23 protein-coding genes are annotated in these 24,945 nt (G+C 54.3%); 12 read left to right on the forward strand and 11 right to left on the reverse strand.

Annotation, left to right across the window (positions count from 1 at the left end):
* Nucleotides 1-12 precede the first annotated feature (12 nt).
* Nucleotides 13-2,463 (reverse strand): ATP-dependent helicase HrpB, encoded by a 2,451-nt coding sequence (gene hrpB, locus AB7038_RS13915; protein ID WP_369453510.1) that lies wholly within the window; start codon nucleotides 2,461-2,463, stop codon nucleotides 13-15.
* A gap of 92 nt (nucleotides 2,464-2,555) precedes the next feature.
* On the opposite strand from hrpB, the gene sfsA reads away from it, so the two are divergent.
* The 6 genes from sfsA (at nucleotide 2,556) to panC (ending at nucleotide 7,922) form a co-directional block, all read left to right on the forward strand.
* The gene (sfsA, locus tag AB7038_RS13920; protein ID WP_368890019.1) at nucleotides 2,556-3,266 is read left to right on the forward strand and encodes a DNA/RNA nuclease SfsA; all 711 of its coding nucleotides are present in this window, start codon (nucleotides 2,556-2,558) and stop codon (nucleotides 3,264-3,266) included.
* Between the two features lie 187 nt (nucleotides 3,267-3,453).
* A complete protein-coding gene (gene dksA / locus AB7038_RS13925) occupies nucleotides 3,454-3,909 on the forward strand; it encodes an RNA polymerase-binding protein DksA (RefSeq protein ID WP_004238923.1) in 456 nt (151 codons plus the stop codon).
* 55 nt (nucleotides 3,910-3,964) lie between these two features.
* Entirely contained in the window at nucleotides 3,965-4,867 is a 903-nt protein-coding gene (gene gluQRS, locus AB7038_RS13930) for a tRNA glutamyl-Q(34) synthetase GluQRS (protein WP_072871958.1), read from the forward strand.
* Between the two features lie 100 nt (nucleotides 4,868-4,967).
* Nucleotides 4,968-6,503, forward strand: a complete 1,536-nt coding sequence (pcnB, locus tag AB7038_RS13935; RefSeq protein WP_419357634.1) for a polynucleotide adenylyltransferase PcnB — start codon at nucleotides 4,968-4,970, stop codon at nucleotides 6,501-6,503.
* Nucleotides 6,500-7,000 carry a 2-amino-4-hydroxy-6-hydroxymethyldihydropteridine diphosphokinase gene (gene folK / locus AB7038_RS13940; protein WP_368890021.1) on the forward strand — a complete coding sequence of 167 codons (501 nt, stop codon included), beginning with the start codon at nucleotides 6,500-6,502 and terminating at the stop codon, nucleotides 6,998-7,000. The genes pcnB and folK overlap by 4 nt, the downstream gene beginning before the upstream one ends.
* Before the next feature lie 34 nt (nucleotides 7,001-7,034).
* Nucleotides 7,035-7,922 carry a pantoate--beta-alanine ligase gene (panC, locus tag AB7038_RS13945; RefSeq protein WP_072871960.1) on the forward strand — a complete coding sequence of 296 codons (888 nt, stop codon included), beginning with the start codon at nucleotides 7,035-7,037 and terminating at the stop codon, nucleotides 7,920-7,922.
* Here the strand turns inward: panC and AB7038_RS13950 are convergent.
* The 7 genes from AB7038_RS13950 to AB7038_RS13980 all read right to left on the reverse strand — a co-directional run bounded on the left by AB7038_RS13950 (nucleotide 7,894) and on the right by AB7038_RS13980 (nucleotide 16,157).
* A complete protein-coding gene (locus AB7038_RS13950; protein ID WP_369453511.1) occupies nucleotides 7,894-9,237 on the reverse strand; it encodes a TolC family protein in 1,344 nt (447 codons plus the stop codon). The genes panC and AB7038_RS13950 overlap by 29 nt on opposite strands.
* Nucleotides 9,238-9,242: 5 nt before the next feature.
* Nucleotides 9,243-10,550, reverse strand: a complete 1,308-nt coding sequence (locus AB7038_RS13955; protein WP_369453512.1) for an HlyD family type I secretion periplasmic adaptor subunit — start codon at nucleotides 10,548-10,550, stop codon at nucleotides 9,243-9,245.
* Nucleotides 10,540-12,246, reverse strand: a complete 1,707-nt coding sequence (locus AB7038_RS13960) for a type I secretion system permease/ATPase (RefSeq protein WP_369453513.1) — start codon at nucleotides 12,244-12,246, stop codon at nucleotides 10,540-10,542. Before AB7038_RS13960 ends, AB7038_RS13955 begins: the two co-directional genes overlap by 11 nt.
* Before the next feature lie 70 nt (nucleotides 12,247-12,316).
* A complete protein-coding gene (locus AB7038_RS13965) occupies nucleotides 12,317-12,661 on the reverse strand; it encodes an AprI/Inh family metalloprotease inhibitor (protein ID WP_368890025.1) in 345 nt (114 codons plus the stop codon).
* A gap of 52 nt (nucleotides 12,662-12,713) precedes the next feature.
* Nucleotides 12,714-14,168, reverse strand: coding sequence for a serralysin family metalloprotease (locus tag AB7038_RS13970; protein ID WP_369453514.1), 1,455 nt, complete (start codon nucleotides 14,166-14,168; stop codon nucleotides 12,714-12,716).
* Between the two features lie 295 nt (nucleotides 14,169-14,463).
* Entirely contained in the window at nucleotides 14,464-15,234 is a 771-nt protein-coding gene (locus tag AB7038_RS13975) for an ABC transporter permease (protein WP_368890027.1), read from the reverse strand.
* Nucleotides 15,231-16,157, reverse strand: coding sequence for an ABC transporter ATP-binding protein (locus tag AB7038_RS13980; protein WP_004238932.1), 927 nt, complete (start codon nucleotides 16,155-16,157; stop codon nucleotides 15,231-15,233). The genes AB7038_RS13975 and AB7038_RS13980 overlap by 4 nt, the downstream gene beginning before the upstream one ends.
* A gap of 184 nt (nucleotides 16,158-16,341) precedes the next feature.
* Here AB7038_RS13980 and can point away from each other — a divergent pair, with 184 nt between their 5' ends.
* A complete protein-coding gene (can, locus tag AB7038_RS13985) occupies nucleotides 16,342-17,001 on the forward strand; it encodes a carbonate dehydratase (protein ID WP_143970355.1) in 660 nt (219 codons plus the stop codon).
* A 43-nt stretch (nucleotides 17,002-17,044) separates the two neighbouring features.
* Here can and AB7038_RS13990 read toward each other — a convergent pair whose 3' ends face one another.
* The 3 genes from AB7038_RS13990 to cueO all read right to left on the reverse strand — a co-directional run bounded on the left by AB7038_RS13990 (nucleotide 17,045) and on the right by cueO (nucleotide 19,589).
* Nucleotides 17,045-17,182, reverse strand: a complete 138-nt coding sequence (locus AB7038_RS13990; RefSeq protein ID WP_369453515.1) for a hypothetical protein — start codon at nucleotides 17,180-17,182, stop codon at nucleotides 17,045-17,047.
* A 121-nt stretch (nucleotides 17,183-17,303) separates the two neighbouring features.
* Nucleotides 17,304-17,843, reverse strand: a complete 540-nt coding sequence (hpt, locus tag AB7038_RS13995) for a hypoxanthine phosphoribosyltransferase (protein ID WP_171819759.1) — start codon at nucleotides 17,841-17,843, stop codon at nucleotides 17,304-17,306.
* Nucleotides 17,844-17,996: 153 nt separating this feature from the next.
* Nucleotides 17,997-19,589 (reverse strand): multicopper oxidase CueO, encoded by a 1,593-nt coding sequence (gene cueO, locus AB7038_RS14000; protein WP_369453516.1) that lies wholly within the window; start codon nucleotides 19,587-19,589, stop codon nucleotides 17,997-17,999.
* Nucleotides 19,590-19,802: 213 nt separating this feature from the next.
* Here cueO and AB7038_RS14005 point away from each other — a divergent pair, with 213 nt between their 5' ends.
* The 5 genes from AB7038_RS14005 to AB7038_RS14025 all read left to right on the forward strand — a co-directional run bounded on the left by AB7038_RS14005 (nucleotide 19,803) and on the right by AB7038_RS14025 (nucleotide 24,936).
* Nucleotides 19,803-20,147 carry a YacC family pilotin-like protein gene (locus tag AB7038_RS14005; protein ID WP_369453517.1) on the forward strand — a complete coding sequence of 115 codons (345 nt, stop codon included), beginning with the start codon at nucleotides 19,803-19,805 and terminating at the stop codon, nucleotides 20,145-20,147.
* Between the two features lie 144 nt (nucleotides 20,148-20,291).
* Complete coding sequence (locus AB7038_RS14010; protein WP_004236009.1) at nucleotides 20,292-20,921, forward strand: response regulator transcription factor; 630 nt, start codon at nucleotides 20,292-20,294, stop codon at nucleotides 20,919-20,921.
* A 3-nt stretch (nucleotides 20,922-20,924) separates the two neighbouring features.
* Nucleotides 20,925-22,472: an MASE1 domain-containing sensor histidine kinase gene (locus tag AB7038_RS14015; RefSeq protein ID WP_368890031.1), complete on the forward strand. Its 1,548-nt coding sequence runs from the start codon at nucleotides 20,925-20,927 to the stop codon at nucleotides 22,470-22,472.
* 86 nt (nucleotides 22,473-22,558) lie between these two features.
* The gene (uhpC, locus tag AB7038_RS14020; RefSeq protein WP_214179044.1) at nucleotides 22,559-23,887 is read left to right on the forward strand and encodes an MFS transporter family glucose-6-phosphate receptor UhpC; all 1,329 of its coding nucleotides are present in this window, start codon (nucleotides 22,559-22,561) and stop codon (nucleotides 23,885-23,887) included.
* A 17-nt stretch (nucleotides 23,888-23,904) separates the two neighbouring features.
* Entirely contained in the window at nucleotides 23,905-24,936 is a 1,032-nt protein-coding gene (locus AB7038_RS14025; RefSeq protein WP_368890032.1) for an ABC transporter substrate-binding protein, read from the forward strand.
* The last annotated feature ends 9 nt before the right edge of the window (nucleotides 24,937-24,945 follow it).

Raw genomic sequence — 24,945 nt, forward strand, 5'->3', positions numbered from 1 at the left:
CTATCTTTGCATTTACATAAACTTTTTTACACGCTTTGTCGGCTGTGCATTTGCCGGATCGTCCGGCCAGAAATGTTTGGGATAACGCCCTTTCATCTCTTTCTGCACCTCGCGGTAGCTCCCGCCCCAGAAGGCTTTCAGGTCTGCTGTCACCTGTATCGGGCGGTGTGCGGGCGATAACAGACTGACCGTCACCGGCAGCCGTCCCTGCGCCACCACCGGCGTTTCACGCACACCATACATCTCCTGAATGCGGACTGCCATCACCGGCGGTTTATCCGCCGCATATTCTACAGGGATCCGGGTGCCGGTGGGTACTTCAAAATGACGCGGGAGCTGTGCATCAAGCCATTGCTGCTGCGACCAGTCCATGCGCTGACGCAGCGCGCCGTATAAATCCAGCTTTGCCAGCTGCTGCTGATTGCGCACACCACTCAGGTACGGTGACAGCCACTCATCCAGCCCGGCGAGCAGTGTATCATTATCCGCCGCCGGCAGCGGCTGTTCCGGGAACAGATCGTTTGCCAGATTCTGGCGGATAAGTAACTGCTCACAGGCTTCACTGAGTGGCAGAACAGACAATCCCTGCTCGCGGATCCAACTGAGCAGGGCTTCGCGGACAACCTCATCAGACGGTGCCGCCAGCGGTTTGCGTTCAATGATCAGTTGTCCGCAGGTAACCGCCTGCCACGCCTGCCAGTTGCCTTTGTTTTCATCACGGGTCAGACGGTTTTCGGTTTTCAGCAGATGCGGGGCCATTTCTGTCAGTTGTGATAATGCAAACGGCACGGCTTTCAGTATCCGTGCGTTAGCCTGCTGCTCATTTTGCAGGAGCAGCGGGGCAATAAGCCCGGGCTCATTACCCAGCGGACTGCTTTCATCCGTAACCGCGCCGGTGCCGTTTGCCAGCAGAAACGCACCGGAACGCCCGCGGCTGCCGGCGATTCTGTCCGGAAATCCCTGTAATAAGGTGCGGCACAGCCAGCCACTGTCCGGATCATGAGATGGTTTTCTGACCGGCTGACCGGCGGCCTGCAACAGCTGGTGCGCCCGTTTATCCCATCGTGCGGACGGGTGTGTCAGATCATGCAGAAGATTGCCGTTACCTTCGCGGGAAGGCTCTTCCAGCGCGGCAATCAGCCGGGCGGCATAGTATATCTGCGCCGGTTCTTCATTAAAGGTATAAAGCCACAACGCAGAAAGGCGCGGCTCTGTCCCGGAGGCTGCCATTGCCGCGCCTTTGGCGGTCAGTCCGCCGTGAGGCAGAAGACAGCCCATTTCTGTCAGTAATTTTTTCGCCACCTGTACCGCCACGGCAGGCGGGGTATCAAGCCAGGCAAGCTCTGATACCTCACGGCAGCCCCACTGCGCCAGGTTCAGCATCAGCCCGGCCAGGTCACTGTGACAGATTTCCGGTTCACTGTGCGCAGCGGCGCGTTCCGCTTCCGCCTGTCCGCACAGATGCAGACAGATCCCCGGCGCCAGACGTCCGGCGCGACCGGCACGCTGCGTCATCGATGAGCGGCTGATGCGGCTGCGTACCAGCCGGGTCAGTCCGCTGCGCGGATCAAACTGCGCGGTTTTCTCCAGGCAGCTGTCCACCACCAGTGTCACACCTTCGATAGTCAGACTGGTTTCGGCAATATTGGTCGCCAGCACGATTTTGCGCATACCTGGTGGCGGCGGTTCAATCGCCTGCTGCTGCTCTTTCAGCGACAATGCGCCGTACAGCGGGCAGATAAGGGTATCTGCATCCGTTTTACCGGTCAGTTGTTCCTGTAACCGGCAGATTTCCGCCTGTCCCGGCAGAAACACCAGCACAGAGCCTTCCTCCTGCTGATACAGCTGTAACACCGCCCGGGACACCTCACTGATAAAAGACTGATGAGCACTGAGCGGCTGATACCGTCTCTCCACCGGGAAAGCCCGCCCCTCCGCCGTGATCACCTCCGCCTGCGGCAGCAGGGACAGCAGCTGTTCATTATCTAAGGTCGCGGACATCACCAGCAGACGCAAATCATCACGCAGGGAGGACTGGACATCCAGCAGCAGCGCAAGAGCGAGATCAGCCTGTAAATTCCGTTCATGGAATTCATCCAGAATAATGATACTTACTTCGGATAATTCCGGATCCTGCTGTAACATTCTGACCAGAATTCCCTCTGTAACAACCTCAAACCGGGTGGCGGCGCTGATCCTGGTTTCACCACGCATCCGGTAACCCACGGTTTCCCCCGGACGTTCCCCGAGCTGTGACGCCAGCCGGTATGCCACGCTGCGGGCCGCGATACGGCGGGGCTCCAGCATGATAATCCGTCCGGTGACAGAAGCGTCTTTCAGCATCAGCAACGGCAGAATGGTGGATTTCCCGCTGCCGGTCGGAGCCTGTAACAACACCTGCGGGGCACTTTTCAGTGCCGTACTGAGTGCCGGATAAATGTTACAAACGGGGGAATATGTCACAAAAACCTCATCATTATCTGCTTAACTTTCGACGCGCAACATTGTAGCATTGCCGCCCCCTGAAAAGTGCAGTCACATTGACAGGAGTTGCGATGGAATTTCATCCCCCGTTACAGGCGGGCACGCTGGTGCAGCGTTACAAACGTTTTCTGGCGGATATTATCACGCAGGACGGGCGCACCATCACCATTCATTGTGCCAATACCGGCGCGATGACAGGCTGCGCCACGCCGGGTGATACCGTCTGGTATTCCGAATCCGCCAATGCAAAACGCAAGTACCCGCACAGCTGGGAACTGACGCAGACACAGGCCGGGCATCTGATTTGTGTGAATACGATGCAGGCGAACCGGGTGGTGGCAGAGGCCATTACACAGAACCGGATCCCGGAACTTGCCGGGTATCAGACGCTGGCACAGGAAGTAAGATACGGCAGTGAAAACAGCCGGGTTGATTTTTTACTGACGGATCCGCAGAAAAAGCCCTGTTATGTCGAGGTAAAATCCGTCACGCTGCTGGAAAACGGACACGGTTATTTTCCCGACACAGTAACTTTACGTGGACAAAAACACTTACGTGAGTTACAAGCAATTGCTGAAGCGGGAAATCGTGCTGTTCTGTTTTTTGCTGTACTGCATTCAGGGATTGAGGCCGTATCGGACGCAGCACACATTGATAAAAAATATTCATCACTTTTGCAGCAGGCATCACAATCCGGAACTGAAGTAATTTGTTACAGAATGCGGATGACACCGGATGGCATCACTGCCGGAGAAAAGATACCCTTTGCATTCACAGGGTGAATATCAATTTTTTTAATAATAAATAGGATGTTTTGTGAGTTGCGGGGTGAATAAACACGCTGTTCTTCACACCTTACAAAACTAATGAAAGCAAGGGTTGCATTATCCGTAATCATCTGCTATCTATAGCGGCCTATTTTTCCCCTCTAAGGGATATTGTCAGACATGCGTGTGTAGGAGAAGCATTATGCAAGAAGGGCAAAAACGTAAAACCTCGTCCCTGAGCATTCTTGCCATTGCCGGCGTGGAGCCGTATCACGAGAAGGCAGGCGAAGAATACATGAACGAAGCCCAGTTGGCCCATTTCAAGCTGATACTTGAAGCATGGCGCAACCAACTCAGGGATGAAGTAAACCGCACTGTCACGCACATGCAGGATGAAGCAGCTAACTTCCCTGACCCGGTTGACCGGGCCGCTCAGGAAGAAGAATTCAGCCTGGAACTGCGCAACCGTGACCGCGAACGCAAACTGATCAAAAAGATCGAAAAAACCCTCAAAAAGGTTGAGGACGACGATTTTGGTTTTTGTGAGTCCTGCGGGGTTGAAATCGGTATCCGCCGTTTAGAGGCGCGTCCGACCGCAGATTTATGTATCGACTGTAAGACGCTGGCTGAAATCCGCGAAAAGCAGATGGCGGGCTGACAGATTCACCACAGACGGCGCTTTGACAGCGCCGTCCGTTTTTATGCCACTACAGATGACGGAATATTCTGCCGGCTCAGCGCCCGGCTATACCGGCCGCTTCGCACCCTCACCTTCCGGTGCGCTTCATTTCGGCTCTCTGGTGACCGCACTGGGGAGTTATCTTCAGGCCCGTCACCTCGGCGGACGCTGGCTTCTCCGTATTGATGATATTGACCCGCCCCGCGAAGTTCCGGGAGCTGCGGATGCCATTCTGCGTATTCTTGACCATTACGGCCTGCACTGGGACGGCGATGTGCTGTATCAGTCGCGCCGCCATGATGCTTACCGCGAAGTGATTGAACAGCTGAAAGCCACCGGGCTTTGCTATTACTGCACCTGCACACGGCATGATGTCCATGACAGCGGCGGCCATTACCCCGGCACCTGCCGTCAGCGCGGACTGCCGCCGGATAACGCCGCACTGCGGCTTATCAGAACGCATCCGGTATACCATTTTACCGATGGCCTGCGGGGCAATGTGTTTACGGATAACGCCACGGCAGAGGAAGATATCATTATCTTCCGCAAAGATAAGCTGTTTGCCTATAACCTGGTGGTGGTGCTCGATGATGATTATCAGGGCGTGACAGAGGTGGTCAGAGGCGCGGATTTACTGTATCCCACCTCACATCAGCTCTCATTATACCGCCAGCTCGGGCTGCCGGAGCCGCATTATCTGCATTTGCCGTTGATGCTGGGCCCGGCGGCGCGTAAACTCTCCAAGCAAAATCATGCCACCCCGGTGCCGCTCAGTGATCCGCGCCCGCTGTTATGGCAGGCGTTGCAGGTGCTCCGGCAGCCGCTGCCGGAAACGGATCCGCTGTCGCTTTCCCTGACTGAACTGCTGGCATACAGTGTGCGAAACTGGGATATTGCTGCCGTACCACGTGATGATGTGGTGACGGACAGGGAATAATTCCGCAATATCCGGGCTAAGGCATTCTCAAAAAACCAAGTGTACGATATTATTAGTCGCTTATTTTTTAGATCATTTAATTGTTATACAGAGGTGTACCATTTTAAACCGAGTCGCAAAGTTCTGTCGCAGTCTGATTTCCCGTGAGAATAAGGCAGATTGCACAGAGGCTGCCAGTGAAAGGCCGGCCCCGAATGCTGACCATACGCCGCAGAATCCGTCACCCCGTGAGGCTTCCCCCGCGCGTCCTGCCGCTAAACGCAAAAAACCGGCAAAAAATATGGATAACAGCGGGACAGTCAGCGCAACGGTAATTCCCCGCAACAGTCACTCTATTTCCCGTCAGGACATCAGCGAGAATGCGCTGAAGGTTCTGTACCGCCTGAATAAATCAGGTTTTGACGCCTATCTGGTCGGCGGCGGTGTCCGTGATCTGCTGCTGGAGCGCAAACCCAAAGATTTCGATATCGCGACCAATGCCACGCCGGACGAAGTAAGAAAACTGTTCCGCAACTGCCGTCTGGTCGGCCGCCGTTTCCGTCTGGCTCACATTATGTTCGGCCCGGACATTATCGAGGTCGCGACCTTCCGTGGTCCGCATGACAATAATGAACCGGCTGATGACGGCAAAGCCCGCTCTCAGCAGGGCAAAAACGGCATGCTGCTGCGCGATAATATTTTCGGCACCATTGAAGAAGATGCTGTCCGCCGCGATTTCACCATTAACAGCCTTTATTACAGCGTGGCTGATTTTACTGTCCGTGATTATGTCGGCGGACTGGCGGATTTACAGCAGCGCATTATCCGTCTGATCGGCGATCCGGAAACCCGTTACAGGGAAGATCCGGTGCGTATGCTGCGCGCCATCCGGTTTGCCGCCAAACTGGATATGACCATCGAACCGAAAACGGCCGCGCCTATCCGCACGCTGAGCACATTGCTGCGCGATATCCCGCCGGCACGTCTGTTCGAGGAAGTTCTCAAGTTATTACAGGCCGGTGACGGACACCGTACGTTTGAATTATTACGTGAATACGATCTGCTGGATATGCTGTTCCCGCTGGTTGCCGGGCCGCTGAAAGAGAACCCGGACACCCCGCTGTCCCGTATCGTGGATCAGGTACTGAAAAATACCGACTACCGTATTCATAACGATCAGCGCGTCAATCCGGCCTTCCTGTTTGCCGTGATGCTGTGGTATCCGCTGTGCGAACATGCGGAAAAACTGACCCAGGAGAGCGGGCTCGCCTATTACGAAGCCTTCGCGATCGCCATTAATGACATCCTGGATGAACAGTGCCGCGCGATTGCTATTCCGAAACGCCTGACCACCACCATGCGTGATATCTGGCAGTTGCAGTTACGTCTGCCGCGCCGTCAGGGCAAACGCGCGATCCGTCTGATGGAAAATCAGAAATTCCGTGCTGCTTTTGATCTGCTGGAACTGCGTGCGAATGTGGAAGGTCGTCATGAACTGCAGGAACTGGCTCACTGGTGGGCGGATTTCCAGCAGGCGAATGCCCCGCAGCAGCGCTCGATGGTGACTGAACTGGGCAGTGATCCGGTCAAACGCCGTCCGCGCCCGCGCCGCCGTCATCCGCGCGCCCGTCAGGGTAACGGAAACAGCGAGTCATGATTCCGGTCTATATTGCGATCGGCAGTAATCTTGCCGATCCGCTTGACCAGGTCAACCGGGCTATTGCGGCGCTGGATACGATCCCGCAAAGCCGCCTGGTGCGCCACTCTTCTTTTTACCGTACAGCACCGATGGGACCCGCAGGACAACCTGATTATCTTAATGCAGCTGTTCTGCTGGAAACTAACCTGGCACCGCACCAGCTGCTCGATGCCACCCAGGCCATCGAACTGGCACACGGCCGTGTCCGCAAGGATGAGCGCTGGGGTCCCCGCACGTTAGACTTAGATATCATGCTGTTTGGTGATATGGTCATCAGTGATGAACGGCTGACCGTGCCGCATTACGGCCTGAAAGTGCGTGAATTTATGCTGTACCCGCTGGCCGAAATCGCCCCCGGGCTGATTCTGCCGGACGGCGAACCACTTGCGGCGGTTGTTGCCCGCACCCCGGAAAACGGGCTTGGCCTCTGGTCATCATCAGAGCCGGTACGCTGAACTTTCTGCTCAACAGACAGACAAGGAGACACTGATGCGGATTATTGAAACTGCGCTGATCCTGCGCAAAGAGATTGCCCGTCTGCGGACTGACGGCAAACGTGTTGCGTTTATCCCGACGATGGGAAACCTGCATGACGGCCACCTGGCACTGATAAAAGAAGCCCGTACTCAGGCAGATATTGTCGTGGTGTCTGTCTTTGTGAACCCGCTCCAGTTCCCCCGCGAAGATGATTTGCAGCGCTACCCGCGCACACTCCAGGCAGACTGCGAAAAACTGAGCAAAGCGCAGGTGGATCTCGTGTATGCCCCGGCAGTCAGTGATGTCTATCCGTACGGATTGGCTCACCAGACTCAGGTGGTTGTACCGCCGCTGCTCAGCCAGTGTGATGAGCCGCATCAGCGCACCCGTCTGCGCGGTATCGCCACCGTGATGTGCAAGCTGTTCAATCTGGTGCAGCCGGATATCGTTTTCTTCGGTACCAATGACCATCCGCGTTTCCTGACTATCCGTCGTCTGATCCGTGACCTGAATTATGATATCGCACTGGCCACCATTCCGACTGTCCGGGAAAAAACCGGGCTGGCACTCAGCTCCTGCAATACCCTGCTGAATAAAGAGGAAAAAGAGGCGGCACCGCGTCTGTATCAGGTTATGCAGACCCTCGCGGATATGATCCGTGAACGCCCGAGTGCTATTGCCGAAAGTCTGGATAATGCCCGTGACGATTTAAGCCGTGCCGGATTCCGCGACATCAGCCTGGAAATCTGTGATGCTGATGACCTGGAAGCGGTGCGCGTCAACAGCGAGAAGGCAGTGATTCTGGCCTCTGCCTGGCTGGGAAATATCCGCCTGATCGACTGCCTGCATGTTAACATGCCGAACCCGGCGGTCAGTGAAACGGCCTCTCCGTCACTGTAAAATAGCCCTCAATCTGCCTGAAAAGCCCGGTTTCCGGCGTGCTGCTGTAATAATGCAGCCGGAACCAGGCCAGAAGCCCGTCATAGCGGGCTTTTATCAGTTCCTGCTCCGCCTGATAATACTGATCCCGGGCATGTGTCACCTCCCGCTGACTGTTCTGCCCTGCCGCATACCCCTTTTCCGCCGCCGTTACCTGTAATTGCGCTGCCGCAGCGGCCTGCTCCAGCGCCGCCAGCTGTATACCGCTGTGGCGGAACACCTGATACTGACGCGCCAGATCACGCCGGAGTGTCTGTACCAGCGCATCCTGCTCATACTGCGCCTGCTGAATCTGAGCAGACACTTTCCTCATCCCCGCCAGATCTTTTCCGCCGCTGAATAACGGAACCGAAAGATGGATCCCGGCACTGAGATTACGGTAACGCTGACCGACAGTATCATTGCTGTCCGATTGGGTATCTGACCAGGCGGCAAAGAGCTGTGCCGATGGCATAAACGCCCCGCGCTGTACCTCTGCCGCCGCTTTTGCCAGCGCGGTTTCCTGCTGTGCCGCTTTGATTTCCGGATGCACCGCCAGCATCTGTTGTTCCTGAGCCGTATAATCGCCGTCATTCAGCGGCGGCAGCCGGAAATCCCCCGCTTTCAGTGCCGGAAGATCCTGCATCCGCAGCTGCGGCAGGCCGGTGAGATCAGACAATATCAACAGCGCATTCAGACTTTCCGCTTCAGTTTCCGCAACCTGCGCCTGACGCTGCCGCAGGCGGGTACGGGCAGATTCAACCTCCGTCACCGTTCCTTCCCCGAGCTGTAAAAGGCGCTGTGCGGCGGTCAGCTGAGCGGTATTCAGCGCCAGCCGGAGCCGGTCTGTTTTCTGTATTTCCAGAACACAGGCCAGGTTCAGATACGCAGAAACCAGCCGGTTAATCAGTTCTGCCTGCTGTATCTGTAAGCGGCTCTCTGCGGCTGTGCCGCGTATCTGTGCGCTCCGGTACTGATGGTATGCCGTGTAATCAAACAGCGGCTGCGTCACCACCAGGTTGAAGGAATGACTGCTGTAGCGCCGCTGAGTGGTCACCGGTGCCCGCTGTGTCAGCCGGTTATACGGCGTGTTCTGATAACTCAGCCCGGCGGACGGCAGCAGGTGTGATTCCCCGGCGGCAGCCTCTGCCTGTTCCGTCTCATATGCCTTACCCGCAGCACGGAATGACAGATCATTATTCAGCGCGGACTGACCGAGTTCAGACAAAGTCACCGCCTGCACACCGGCGGACAACAGACACAACAGTGCCGCAGAAAGGCGTTTTGCAGAATGCATACAGATCACTCCTCGGTCAGTGCGAAAAAGAGCCGGTCAGTCACAGGCTTAAACAGATAACTGAGCAGTGACCGCTCACCGGTGCGGATAAAAATCTCAGCTGGCATACCGGGTTTAATCACCTGAGCCGCCGCCGTTTCCGGCACCGCGATCTGAATCTGATAATAAGGCTCCCCGTTTGCCGGATTGATCAGACGATCGGCGGAGATCATCGTCAGTTCGCCGCGCAATTTGGGAGTCAGGTTCTGATTAAATGCGGTAAACAGCAGATCTGCAGACTGACCGGGAGCGACTTTATCTATCCACTGCGGTGATAATTTGCCTTCAATAATCAGCGTCTGCTGTTCCGGCACCACTGACATCAGTTTTTCCCCGGCTCTCACCACACCGCCTGCGGTAAACACCGACACATCCATAACGGTGCCGGTCACCGGCGCGGTAATAACATGCTGTTCCAGCCGATCGTTTTCGATAATCTGTTGTTTTTTCAGCTCACTGCGCTGAACTGACAGACGCGATAATTCCTCGCGGATCCCGCTGTGAAAAGCCGCCCGCCGCTGTGTGATCTGCTCTGTCTGCGCGGCTTTTTCTTCTTCTGCACGGCTTATCTGTAACCGGGTGTCATCCGCCTGATTGCGCAGTGCCGCACTTTCCCGGCGACTCTCCTGATAGCGGTGGCGCGGCAGATACCCCTCATCCGCCAGCGATTTCAGGTTTGCCGCCCGTGCCGTCAGGCTGTCCGCCTGTTGCGCAGTGCTGCGGGCAATGTCCCGCAGAGTAATAAGCCGCCGCGTCAGGCCGTCAACCGTGATCTGACGTACCTGAAGATCACTCTCCAGTTCAAGCCGCCGGTCTGTGAGCAGTGCATTCTGAACCTGTAATTGCGCCCGGCCATATGCGGACGGCGCATAAAACACATCATCCGCCGCCGGGGTAAATGCCGGTTCACCGCGCAGCTCTGCTTCCAACCGCCGTTGGATCAGCAATGTGCTGTCGAGCTGCTCTGCCAGCGATACCGCCTGAGCCTGAGACTGCACCGGGCGCAGCCGTACCAGTACCTGATCTTTTTCCGCCCGCTGGCCGTTCTGCACATAAATCGCCGAAATCACGCCGTCCGCCGGGGACTGTACCTGCTTGATATTCCCGGCAATCACAACGGTTCCCGATGCGGCAACGCCCTGATCCAGCGGTGCAAATCCCGCCCACAGCAGAAACCCGGCAAGCCCGGCGGCAATAAGAAAACCGCCCGCCCGCTGATACCCGCCGGTATCTGTTTTTACCCCCGGGGGCCCGGACAACCATTTAGTGAGCACTATTTTTACCAGCCTGATGATTAAACGTTTCAATGACCTTCTCCGTCGGGCCAAAAAGCTGCATCCGGCCGCCGGACAACAGCAGCAGTTTGTCTGTCACAGACAGCAGCGGTTTATGATGAGTAATCAGAACGATTGTTTTTTTCTGTTCTTTCAGAATGTTAACGGCAGATATCAGTGCACTGAGTCCGGCATCATCCAGCGCGGCATTGGGTTCATCCAGAATGATCAGTGCCGGTGAACCATACAGCGCCCGCGCCAGTGCGATCCGCTGCCGCTGACCGCCGGAAAGGCCGGTGCCGTCTGCACCGGTCAGCGTTTCATAGCCCTGCGGCAGTTGCAGGATGAGCTCATGCACCTGTGCCAGTTGCGCCGCACGGATGATATTTTCCGGATCGGAATCAGGATCGAAACGGGCAATATTGTCGGCGATTGTGCCGGGAAAAAGCGCAATTTCCTGGGGAAGATAACCGATGTACGTCCCCGACACCGCTTTATCCTGCTGACAGAGATCGGCTCCGTCCAGCCGGACAGTCCCGCGTGTTGCAGGCCATAACCCGGACAACAGTTTTGCCAGTGCTGATTTGCCTGCCCCGGACGGACCAATGATCCCCAGTACCTCTCCGGGCGCCAGGCTGAAATGCAGATTGTGCAACAGCGGTGTGTCACAGGCCGGATACCCCGCCTGCATCACCGAGACAGACAAATTGCCCTGAGGAACCGGCAGTGCCAGCTTCTGCGGCGGCTCCGGATGAGCCGCCAGCAGCGCCGTAAGACGCTGATACGCCAGCCTGCTCTCTTTGGCGCTTTTCCACACCCCGGTCACCTGTTCAACCGGCGACAGGGCGCGTCCCAGCAAAATTGATCCGGCAATCATCATGCCGGGCGAAATGGTGTTATCCAGCGCCAGCCAGCCGCCCAGCCCCAGCATCAGGGATTGCAGGATCAGGCGGACCGTTTTGGTGGTTGTCATGATTTTTGCTGAATAATCACTGGCCTGTGTCTGTTCCTTCAGGCTGTCGCAGTGCCGGTGCAGCCAGCGCTGACGCAGATACTGCTGCATTCCCATCGCGTCAGCCGTCTCCGGATGAGCAAAATGGCTGCTCTGCATGCCCTGTGCGGCGGAGGAAGAGCGGTTTGCGGCGGTCAGCGGCGGCCCGGAAAGCCGTTCATTAAGCAATACCAGCGCGATCAGTACGACGGCTCCGCCGCAGGCAAACACACCGAGCCACGGATTAAACAGGGCGATCACCAGCAGATAAAGCGGGAACCAGGGCAGATCGAGAAAAGCGAAAACACCGTTGCCGGTAATAAAACGACGCAGGATCATCAGATCGGTCTGTGCCTGTAACGGCAGATGCCCCGGCGTGCGATGCAGTTTTGCCTGAAATGCTGCATCGTAAACCCGGCTGTTCAGCGCCAGATCGAACTGGTTACTCATGCGGATCACCAGCATATTGCGTAAATAATCCAGACCGCCGGTCAGCACCAGTAATCCGGCCATCATCAGTGTCAGCATCAGCAGCGTCATTTCGTTGCCGGAGGGCAGAACACGGTCGTACACCTGCAACATATACACAGACGGCACCAGCATCAGCAGATTAATCAGCGCACTGAATAATGCCAGTGAGGTAAACAGGGACTTGCGGGCGGCAATAAATGCCGTAATGTCATTTCTGGTTTTCCCGGAAAGCATACACAGGGACTCCGCCCGGCATATCTGCCGGGATTGATAGTATTAATCACAGGGTAAAAAAGAGACGAAGTTACTCTTTCAGAAGACGTGCGCCATTGTCATGCCAGATTTCCGCACAGTAACGGCCGGGGGCTTCAGCGGAAAAGAAATAACGGGTTGTACCGTCTGCGGTAAGAAACGCAATGCCGTCCGGTGCCGGGCGCCAGGCCGTTATCTGCGGCTGTGCCGTGAAATGCAGCTGAAACCCGCCTGCCGCGCTGTCAGGAACCGCCGTGAGTTCGACCGGCAGTGTCTGCCCATCCTCCGTAAACTGCCAGTGCCCCTGAAGCTCTTCTGCAGCGGGAATTTTCTGGCTGATTGCCGCACTCTGCCCTGATAGCAGCAACGAAAACAATATTGACCGGGAAATTTGCATAGTGAATTCCTGAATGCTGCGGACGCCGCACCGGCCGCGCCCGCCTGCTGCGTTAAACGATAAAGTCAGTGTGAACATTCACCATACCGGTGATATCCACTTTAAAATCAGGCTGACACTGATTTCCGCTGATATTAATCAGCAGTTCTGTCAGGTTCAGCCCGTCATCATAGCGGAGCACCGCTTCCCCGGCCGCACCGGTAAATTCATCGGTGAAATAAATGAATTTTTCCCCGAAACTGTTCTGATTCAGCCCCTGTAAATCAATGCTGTCCAGACCGGTTGAGAAATCACGGATATGATCCGGACGGTCATACAGGGAATCGGTCACCGCCGAGAAGACAAAGATATCACGCCCTGTACCGCCCCAGAGCTGATCCTGCCCTGCACCACCGTACAGCACATCATCCCCGCCGTTCCCCAGCAGAATGTTGTCCGCATCGTTACCGATGATCACATCATTCCCGTACCCGCCGTACGCATTTTCAATCACCACACCGTGTGCGATTGACACATTTCCGGTCAGGCCGCCGACATCCGAAAAATCACCTTCACGCAGAGAGATCAACTGATCCTGCTTATAACGGGAGAAATTCAGGGTGTCATTGCCGCCGCCGTCCCAGACGGTGAAAATCAGCTTATCTGATGAACGGTTTGCAGAGTAATAGTCACGGTCAGTATTGGAATCAAACCCATAAATCGTATCACCACTGCGGGTGTGATAATTCGCACCGTACAGTTTCTGAATCGCGGTAATATCATCCAGAAGCGGTGCTGAAGCATAGTAGCCTTTGTGATCAGCCCCGGTGATTTGCTCACTCCAGTAGCTCATCACGCTGTACTGCCGGGTATCCTCGGCGTACTCCGCATTTTTATAAGAAGGTGCCCCCTGGCCCGCGTTATAATCACCCGGATGGTTTAATCCGAGGGTATGACCGATTTCATGGGTAAACGTCAGACGCCCGTAATTTCCGGCTTTCGGCATCACATTGAGCGCCTCCGGGTCCGAGCTGTACCAGGACTGACCGGAGACATCAAAGCCCCGTGAGTCAGTGTACGGCCTGTCGAAATAATCTTTGGTGTGCGGCAGCCAGGCGTAAGCCTGTGTGTATTTATCATTAATATAACCAAAGGTGATATTGGTGTAGATATCTCCCCGGCCTGCATCCACTTCAGTAAAGGTAATGTTTGCCACGTCAGCCCATGACTGCAGTGATAACCGGGCCTGATCTTTCTGATAGTCATTGAAACCGTGTAACCCGGTGTTGCCTGCCACGTTATAATACATCCCTTCCCATGTCGGGAATGAATAGGTGATTTCCGCCGGCTGCCCGAGCACACCCGCGCCATTCCAGCCGGTGTTGGTTCTGACAATCTGACTGCCCGCATCAAAGGCATCATATGAGATTTTATTGTTAATCCAGCGTCCGTTACCCCGTCCCGGGCTGCTTAATACATCATCGACCAACGACCATCCGTCTTCCCTGCCGTATGCAGCGATACTCATAAAAATATCTCCGAATGTAATAATGAAACAGAGTGAAATTTATCCTTAAACATCAGTACACAGCCGGTTTTTACCAGCCCGCACACAATAAACACATTAATTTAATTAATCTATGCAGCGGGAGATAAATGCATACTAATTCTGTGATTTAACTTTGGCAGTGACGGGAACGGGAGAAGGTCTGTATTAATCGGAGATAAACCGAGGAAAAATAATTACATAGCGCAGGAAAATAATAAGGACAGATACAAAAAGCCCGGCAACGATGTGCCGGGCGGATTATCAGAAAGCAGGATCAGGTTCTCAGTCCGCGCCCTTTCTCAATCAGGCGCCAGGTGAGCATATAGAATACGGCAATAAACAGGCTCAGTACCCCGAGAGTGGTGGTCAGGGAAACATCACTGATACCGAGGAAACCATAACGGAAGCCGCTGATCATATAGACAATCGGGTTCAATTTGGACACCGCCTGCCAGAACGCCGGTAACAGCGTCAGGGAGTAAAACACCCCGCCCAGGTAGGTCAGCGGTGTCAGGACGAACGTCGGGATAATGCTGATATCATCAAAACTTTTCGCAAACAGCGCGTTAAGCAGTCCCGCCAGCGAGAACAGAATGGAGGTCATCAGCAGCGTGGCAATGATCATAAACCAGGAGTGGATCTGTAACGGCACAAAGAACAGAGAAACCAGCGTGACCAGAATCCCGACCAGCACACCGCGCGCCACACCACCACCGACAAACCCGGCGATAATGACGTGGGTCGGCACCGGTGCCACCAGCAGTTCCTCAATACTTTTCTGGAATTTTGCCCCGAAAAAAGAAGAGGATACGTTGGCATAAGAGTTAGTAATCACTGACATCATAATCAGGCCGGGCACGATAAACTGCATGTAACCGACACCGCCCATTTCGCCAATCCGGTTACCGATAAGATTTCCGAAAATAATAAAATAGAGTGACATGGTGATCACCGGCGGGATCAGCGTCTGGATCCAAATCCGCATAAAACGGGTGATTTCTTTGCGCCAGATTGTTTTCAGCGCCACCCAGTACAGCGACATCATTTTGCAGCCTCCAAATCATGATTCACCAGATGCACAAATAATTCCTCCAGCCGGTTCGCTTTGTTGCGCATACTTAACACATCAATGCCCTGCGCATTCAGCTGGGCAAAAACACCGTTCAGTCCCTGTTCACGGCGGACATCCACCTCCAGCGTTGAGGTATCAGTCAGCCGGAACGTATAACCCTCAAGCTGCGGCAGCGGGTTTTTCGAGCCCAGATCGAGGATAAAGGTTTCCGATTCCAGCTTACCGAGCAACGCTTTCATGCTGGTGTTTTCCACCAGCTCACCGTGCTGGATAATCCCGATATTGCGGCACAGCATTTCCGCTTCCTCGAGATAGTGCGTGGTGAGAATGATCGTGGTGCCCTGCGCATTCAGGGTTTTGAGGAATCCCCACATGGAGCGGCGCAGTTCGATATCCACCCCGGCGGTCGGTTCGTCGAGGATCAGCAGTTTCGGTTGGTGCATCAGTGCACGGGCAATCATCAGGCGGCGCTTCATCCCGCCGGACAGACGCATCGCACGCTCATCACGTTTCTCCCACAAATCCAGTTGCGTCAGATAGGTTTTCGCCCGCTCCTGCGCCAGTTTGTGCGGCACCCCGTAATAACCGGCCTGCTGCAGGACAATCTGTAATACGGTCTCAAACGGGTTAAAGTTAAACTCCTGCGGTACCAGGCCGAGCTGACGTTTGGCCAGAACCAGGTCGGTATCGATGTCATAACCGAACACGGAGACTTTCCCGCCGGTTTTATTCACCAGCGAACTGATGATCCCGATGGTGGTGGATTTTCCCGCGCCGTTCGGACCCAGCAGGGCGTAGAAATCGCCGGCACTGACTTTCAGGTCAATTCCCCGTAAAGCCTGCACGCCGCCCGCATACTGCTTGGTTAATTGTGATATTTCCAGTGCATAGGTCATAACAGAAAAATACCTTTTTAATTTAGAAATTTGGGTGCAATATAAACCGCAATAATACCTGCGAACCGAAATCGGTTCTTGACAATTCGTCTTCTTTGCTGAAATTATTTAATAACAATTTATTAAAATTTAAATTTTTTATACAAAAGATTCTAGCGAAAGGATCTGCAACAGGCTATCCGTCATGATGAAAAAAATCGAAGAACTGTTTGCTCATAACAAGCAGTGGTCCGAATCTGTAAATGAAAAAGATCCGGATTTTTTCAAAGAGTTAGCACAGGCTCAAAAGCCCCGTTTTCTCTGGATCGGCTGCTCTGACAGCCGTGTTCCTGCCGAAAAACTGATCGACGCCGCACCAGGTGATCTGTTTGTACACCGTAATGTGGCCAACCTCGTCATCCATACCGATCTGAACTGCCTGTCAGTTATCCAGTATGCTGTAGATGTGCTCCAGGTTGAACATATTATCGTCTGCGGTCACTACAACTGCGGCGGTATTCAGGCCGCCATTGAGGGCACCGAACTGGGGCTTATCAATAACTGGTTGCTGCATATCCGGGATATCTGGTATCAGCACAGCTCCCTGCTGGGCGAACTCGCACCACAGGACCGCATCAACCGTTTGTGTGAACTGAACGTGGTCGAACAGGTGTATAACCTGGGTCACTCCACCATTATGCAGGCAGCGTGGAAACGCGGCCAGCGTGTGATGATCCACGGCTGGATCTACGGGATTAACAACGGCCTGCTGCATGATCTGGATATCAGCTCTGACAGCCGCGAGAAAATGGAACTGGTCTACCGCCAGGCCGTGGCCAAACTCTCGAATATGCCGTCGTCCTGATCCCGGCAGAAACAAGCCCCGGATGCCGGGGCTTTATTTTTGCTCATCCTGAACAAAGGCACGACAGTAATTGTTCCCGGATCCGTTCCGCCTGCAGTTCCGCTTCATAAATTGCGATCACTTCCGGGCCGGATAAAATGTTTTCGCGGGCTTCTGCCCACGGAATGGATTTTTTACTCATCGTTCAGCATCTCCTCTGACCTCCGTGCTGCGGCAGTTAATACAGATGAAGGGAGTTTCACAGATTTTCAATAATAAAAAAGCACCCTCAGGTGCTTTTTCCGCTGTCACATCCGGACAGATTACTCTTCCAGCAGTGTCACATGGCCGATATACGGCAGATGGCGGTAGCTCTGGGCGTAATCGATGCCGTAGCCGACCACAAATTTGTCTTCGATTGCGTAGCCGACCCAGTTAACCGGCACATCCACTTCACGGCGTGACGGTTTATCCAGCAGGGTGCAGATAGCCACAGAGTTCGGGCCGCGCAGGGACAGAATGTCACGCACACGGTGTAAGGTATTGCCGGAGTCAATGATATCTTCCACGATCAGCACGTCTTTGCCGCGGATATCTTCGTCCAGGTCTTTGACAATTTTCACATCACGGGTGGACGAGGTGCCGCTGCCGTAACTGGATACCGTCATAAAATCGACTTCATGCGGAACATCAATTTTACGGCACAGGTCGGCCATAAAAATAAAGGATCCTTTCAGTAACCCGACTAAGACCAGCTCTTTGTTGCTGTGACGATAGTGTGCGGAAATTTCGCTGCCCAGATCGGCAACGCGCTGCTGAATCTCAGCTTCGGAGATCATTGTATCTAAGGTGTGTTTCTTCATGATTTTTTTGTCGTCAACGGTACGCTGTTTCAGTGGTTCGGCATTAAACCCGGTTTAATACCGGTCAGAAAGCGCGTTAGTTTAGCATACCACGGACAGATAAACAGTATCCGCGCCATGACTGACGCGGATTGTCACCGGTTAATGTTATATTCAGGCCGTGACAGTAAAACCGGTCATCATACCGGTATCTTCATGTTCCAGCAGATGACAGTGCGCCATAAACGGATGCGCATTGGTGGCCGGATGGTCAAATTTTACCAGCACTTCGCTGACATTGCCTTCGATCCGCACCATATCTTTCCAGCCCTGCCGGTGTGCCGCCGGTGTGCGTCCGCCTTCGCTGAGAATACGGAAACGGGTGCCGTGGATATGGAACGGGTGCAGCATCATGTCGCCGACACCGGAGATAATCCAGCGCTCCGCCTGTCCCTGTTTCACATCAAAGGCACTTTCGGTCATGGAGAACGGGATGCCGTTGATGCTGTTGGCATTCATCAGATCAACATCACCGGAGCCGCAATGACCGCCGTTATTATGCATACCACGGCTCATGCCTTTCATGCCGCTCATATGGCCGCCGCCCATGTTGCCGTGCATGCCCATTCCGGCCATCGCCTGCGGGCCGTATTTATCGGTCAGCATCATCATGCCCTGCATGTCGAGGCGCATATCCATCATCAGACGGAACTCACGTACCGGCAGACGGGAAGTGTCGATCAGCGCAGGCATAGCTGCCAGCACATCCGGCAGTTTGCCGCGTGCGGCATCCGGTGCCGGACGGACAGACAACACCGGCAGTACCTCATCAAACGGTGCCAGGGTCATCCCCATCTGACGAACCGGCAAGGTGACAATATCAAAGACTTTTCCGTCTGATGTATCCACCAGCACTTCAAACCGTTCCCCCGGCAGCATCGGCAACTCCTGCACTTTGACCGGTTCGGCGAGCAGGCCGCCGTCACTGCCGACCACATACAGCGGACGACCGTCACCGGCTGCCATCCGCAGACTGCGGGCGTTACAACCGTTGAGCAACCGCAGCCGCAACCAGCCGCGCGGGGCCATATGCTGCGGGTAAACTACGCCGTTGGTAAGCATGGTGTCGCCAAACCAGCCGACCGCCGCTGACATCACATCCAGCTGATAATCAATTTCGCCGTCTGCAGTCAGACGCTTATCCTGTAATACCACCGGGATATCATCAATGCCCCACTCGCCCGGCAGGCCGGTTGAAGCGGTATTGTCATCCTCAATCAGCACCAGCCCGGCCAGTCCCATTGCGACCTGATGGCCGGTTTTACCGTGAGTGTGCGGGTGGAACCAGCAGGTGGCTTCCGGCTGTTCCGGCGTGAAACTGACCGTGCGGGTGCCGCCCGGGGCGATAATAGCCTGCGGCCCGCCATCCTGCTCACCGCTGATCTCCAGACCGTGCCAGTGAACAGTGGTCGCTTCCGGCAGTTTATTGACGATATCCACTGTCACCGGTTTACCGCGCCGCAGTTTCAGTGCCGGGCCCAGTAAATCACCGTTATATCCCCAGGTTTGGGTGGTTTTGCCGGGAATAAACGCCATTTTTCCCTGCTGAATATTCAGAGTGATTTTTTGTGCATTATCCGCCGTTAACAGAGGCGGAATACCGAGAGCCGGGCGCTCCTGTGCCGCAAAAGCAAACCGGCTCCATGCCGGCAGCATCGTGGCAGCACCTAAGAATGCGCTATATTTCAAAAAATCGCGTCGTTGCATGATATGCTTCCTTTATCATCAGTGGTGATATGCTATGACAAAATGATTGGGTTCTGTTATAGCTCAGGCTAAACCCTGCCCTAAGGGTAAGGTCAATGTGTTCCCTTCACCGGAATAAGGGCTTTACACCACTTTAGTCAGCGGATGACATTCGCGACAAAACTATTAAAATCTTCACATAAACTGACAGGCGCTACCGGTAAACTACTTACTATGAAAATATTCCTTCACGCTTTATTCAGCTGTGCCCTGCTGCTTTCCCTGCCCGCGAAAGCGCTGACGCCGTCACAGGCTGAAGACCTTGCCGGACTGACTGCGGTTTTTATTTATCTGAAAAATGATTGCGGCTACGGGAATTTACCGAATGCCCGTATCGAAAAAGCGATCTTACTGTTTGCCAAAAGTAACCGCTGGGATATGAGCAATTATGATATCCGGCAGATGGCGGAAATGAATAAAGAGAACTATTTCGACATCAAACATATAAAGCTGCCGGAAAACTACAAATGCACCGCACTGGCCCGTGATTCACTGCCGTTGCTTGCCTATGTGAAATAATTTACCTGCAACCGAATCGGTTAAGCGGTAAAAAAACAGCCGGAGAGCGGATTTCTGTATGAATATCCTCGATTATCACCCGCTATATTGATATAACCTCTGTCAATAATTGATCCCTTTCTGCTGATAATACGCTGTCCGGACATGATAAAAATAGCGCTCATCGATGACCATGTAGTTGTGCGATCCGGTTTCGCCCAGCTCCTGACACTGGAGCCGGATATTACCATCGCCGGACAATATGCCAGTGCGGCGGAAGCCTGGCCCGCACTGACCCGTCCGGATATTGATGTGGTGATCATGGATATTTCCATGCCGGATGAAAACGGATTACAGCTGCTCGCCCGTCTGCGGGAGCGCAAAACATCCTTCCGTACCATCATTCTCAGTATTTATGATACCCCTGCCTTTGTGCAGAGTGCACTGGATGCCGGTGCCAGTGCGTATCTCACCAAACGCTGCGGCCCGGAAGAGCTGGTTCAGGCGGTGCGTTCCGTGCATCAGGGCGGCTGCTATCTGTGTGCGGATGCCATGCGCGCGCTGCGCCAGTCACCGCCGGAGAACCGGGCGCTGGAAGAGCTGACCCCGCGTGAACGCGAGGTATTTGATCTGCTGGTGGCCGGGATGAGTGTGCGGGCAATTGCGGATAAACTCGAGCTCAGCCATAAAACTGTGCATGTCCACCGCGCCAATGTGCTGGGCAAACTGCAGTGTGACAGCACGATCGATCTGGTTCATTTTGCCCTGGCGCATCACCTTATCGCGGGGCAATAAGCCATGAGGCGCGGCGCTCGTCTGCTGTTACAGTCGGTATTTCTGCTGTTTACCTATTCCCTGACCTGGATTGGTCTGTGGATCATCGGTTTTTACCTCAGTCAGAACAGTGTGTTGTCTGCGTTTTTTCTGCCGGAAGGATTGCGGCTGGCGCTGATGATCCTGCTGTGGCGGCGCTTCTGGCCGACCCTGTTACTGGCCGAGCTGCTGCTGAATATCTGGCTGGCACAGGAACAGCTGCTGTCACAGCCGGTGATCCTGCTGTCGCCGCTGCTGAGCCTTATCACCGCCTTTATTATCCAGACCACCTGGTGGCGCTACACCCTTTACTGGCAGCGCCTGTTACTGCTGATCGCCGGTGTCGGTATCAACAGTCTGCTGCATACCCTGGTGTTCAGCCTGCTGACACCGCTGAGTGTTACTCAGATTTTCCTCACCACACTGACCGGCGGTATCCTGCTGACACCGTTTGTCTATCTGATCTATGAATACCTCCATGAACAGCATTTCCGCCTGATCCTGGATTACGGCACACCGGATCCGCAGCTGCGCACCTCATTACTCATGTGGTGTTTTCTGTTTTGCCTGGCCGGGCTCAGTGCCCAGCTCTTTTTTACCCCGGAAATTGAGCGCCTGCTGGTGCTGCTGGTTTTTATCCCCAATGTCTTTATGGCCTACCGCTACGGCTGGCAGGGCGGTGTGCTCTCTGCCCTGCTCGGCAGTCTGATCATCACCTTTGCCCGCCAGTTTAACGGCGCATTTGCCGATTTACAGGAATTGCAGATGTTTATGAGCACCCAGGCGCTGATTGGTATCGGCCTCGGGATTGCCATCAGCCGTCAGCAGCAGCTGTCACGTAATTTGCAGCGCTACCGCGAACGGCTGGAGCAGGAGTTACAGGCGCGGCGGGATCTGATGCAGCAGTTGGTACATACGGAAGAGGATGTCAAAAAAGCGATTGCCCGCGAGCTGCATGATGAAATCGGTCAGAACATCACGGCAATTCAGATCCAGTCGATGCTGGTCAGAAAAACCGCGCCGGATCCGCAAAGCAGCCGTGCGGCGGCACAAATCAATGAACTGGCACAAAAAATCCACCACTCCACCCGTCAGTTACTGCGGGAGCTGCGTCCGCCGGTGCTGAGTGAAATGTCTCTTGAAAATGCACTGCGCCATCTGATTACGGAATTTGCGTTCGGGGAAAACGGCATTCAGTGTGAGTTTCATTATGAGCTGAAACAGCCGCCGGAAAATGAAACAGTGCTGTTCACGCTTTACCGGCTTGTACAGGAATTGTTAAATAATATCAGCAAGCATGCCGGAGCCACTCATATCCTCATCACCCTGAAACAGCAACGTGACACGATACAGCTTCACGTCTCTGATAACGGCATCGGTATCCCGGAAAGCAAACGCCGCGGCGGCTTTGGTCTGCGCGGTATTGAGGAGCGGGTCAGGGCACTCGGCGGCGACTGGACACTGACCACCGCTGGCGGAACCCGGATTATTGTTAACCTGCCCACATTTTCTGATAAAAATCACGAAAACTAAGACTTATTCCTAGTCATCTACTACCTTCTCTCATCCTTTTTATTGACAGATTGATTACATTTGCAGCCTGAACGGGACATAACGTAATGGCCGGAAAACAGACTAAAACCATGGATAAAACCTATCGATTCTGGCGCAACAAACTGATGTTATCGATGATCATCGGTTACGCCACGTTTTATCTGACCCGCAAGAGCTTTAACTTTGTGATGCCGGTGATGCAGACAGAACTGCATCTCGATAAAAGCGATATCGGCCTGATAGCGACCGCGTTTTACCTGAGTTACGGCATCTCAAAATTTGTATCGGGGATTTTCCACGATATCACCGGTTACCGCTGGTTTATGGGCGCGGGGCTGTTTATGACCGGCGTGCTGAATATTGTGTTCGCATGGTGCCTGTCATTTCCTGCTCTGCTGATTGTCTGGACACTGAACGGTTTTTTCCAGGGCTGGGGCTGGCCGCCGTGCGCGCGCATCCTGACACACTGGTATTCGCGCAACGAACGCGGCTTCTGGTGGGGATTGTGGAATATCTCCATCAACCTCGGCGGCATTACCCTGCCGCTGCTGACTGCCTGGCTGGCAACCCGTTACAGCTGGCAGACCGCCCTGATAGTGCCCGGTATTATCGGGATGGTGACAGGCCTGTGGCTGTGCGGCCGGTTGCACGGCACGCCGCAGGAGGAAGGATTACCGTCTGTCGGACAATGGCGGCATGACCCGTCAGAACTGCGTCAGGAGCAGTTATCCCCGCCGCTGCCGATGCGGGTGATCCTGAAAGAGACCATTTTATGTAACCGGATGATCTGGTTACTCGGTTTCTCCTACATTCTCGTTTATCTCATCCGGATGGCGATCAATGACTGGGGAAACCTGTGGTTATCCGAAACACACGGCAGCAATCTGCTCAGTGCCAATGCCACATTGTCACTGTTTGAACTGGGCGGTTTGCTGGGTGCGGTCTGTGCGGGCTGGGGATCGGATATTTTATTCCGTGGTCAGCGCGCCCCGATGATTCTGCTGTTTTCCCTCGGCCTGTTTATCGCTGTCAGCGCCCTGTGGTTAATACCGATTCATCACTACGGACTGCTGGCGGCGTGTTTCTTCAGTACCGGCTTTTTTGTATTCGGGCCGCAAATGTTAATCGGACTGGCGGCGACAGAATATTGCCATAAAAAAGCCGCCGGTACGGTAACGGGTTACCTGGGTCTTTACGCCTACTTAGGGGCGGCAATGGCCGGGTGGCCGCTCGCGCAGGTCATGGCACATTACGGCTGGCAGGGCATGTTTACCCTGCTGACCAGTGCCGCGGCACTGACGGGATTACTGCTGATGCCGCTGCTGATAGCCAATGTCAGCAAGCGGGAACATCTGGCAGGCTCTGTTTCACTCTCCGATGACAGAACCCTATAATAAGGAATGAACTGATAATGAAACTCAAGACCCTCTCTGCTCTCGCTGCCGCCGGTTTATCACTGGCTGCTGTTACCACATCCGCGAATGCCGCCGGCCGTCTGGTGGTTTACTGCAGCGCGACCAACGCCATGTGTGAAGCTGAAACACAGGCTTTCGCCAAAAAATATGATGTGAAAACCACGTTTGTCCGTAACGGTTCCGGCAGCACCCTGGCCAAAATCGAAGCGGAAAAGCGCAACCCGCAGGCTGACGTCTGGTACGGCGGCACATTAGATCCGCATTCACAGGCAGGTGAGATGGATCTGCTGGAAGCATACAAATCCCCGAATTTAGATCAGATCATGCCGCAGTTCCGTGACCCGGCCAAACGCAAAGGCAACTACTCCTCTGCGGTTTATGTCGGTATCTTAGGTTTCGGTGTGAACAAAGATCGTCTGAAAGAGAAAGGCCTGCCGGTTCCGACCTGCTGGAAAGATCTGACCAAGCCGGAATACAAAGGCGAAATCCAGATTGCTGACCCGCAGAGTTCCGGTACGGCTTACACCGCGCTGGCGACATTTGACCAGCTGTGGGGCACCGATCAGGCATTCGATTACCTGAAAAAACTCAACAGCAATATCTCCCAGTATACCAAATCCGGTATTGCCCCGGCGCGTAACGCCGCCCGTGGTGAATCTGCTATCGGTATCGGCTTCCTGCACGACTATTCCCTGGAAGTGGAAAACGGCGCTCCGCTGGAGTTAATTTCCCCGTGTGAAGGCACCGGTTATGAAATCGGCGGCATCAGTATCCTGAAAAATGCCCGTAACATGGACAACGCCAAACTGTTCGTGGATTTCGTACTCTCCAAAGAAGCCCAGGAAATCAGCTGGAAAGAGGGTAAATCTTACCAGATCCTGACCAATACCACGGCTGAATCCTCACCAATGTCACTGAAACTCTCTGATCTGAAACTGATCAACTACGATATGGATAAATACGGCGATGCAGAAACCCGTAAGAATCTGATCAACAAGTGGGTCACCGAAGTCAAAATGAGTAAGTAATGTTGTCTG

The sequence above is a fragment of the Morganella morganii genome, from assembly GCF_041099235.1.
In the GTDB taxonomy this organism is placed as follows: Bacteria; Pseudomonadota; Gammaproteobacteria; order Enterobacterales; family Enterobacteriaceae; genus Morganella; species Morganella morganii_E.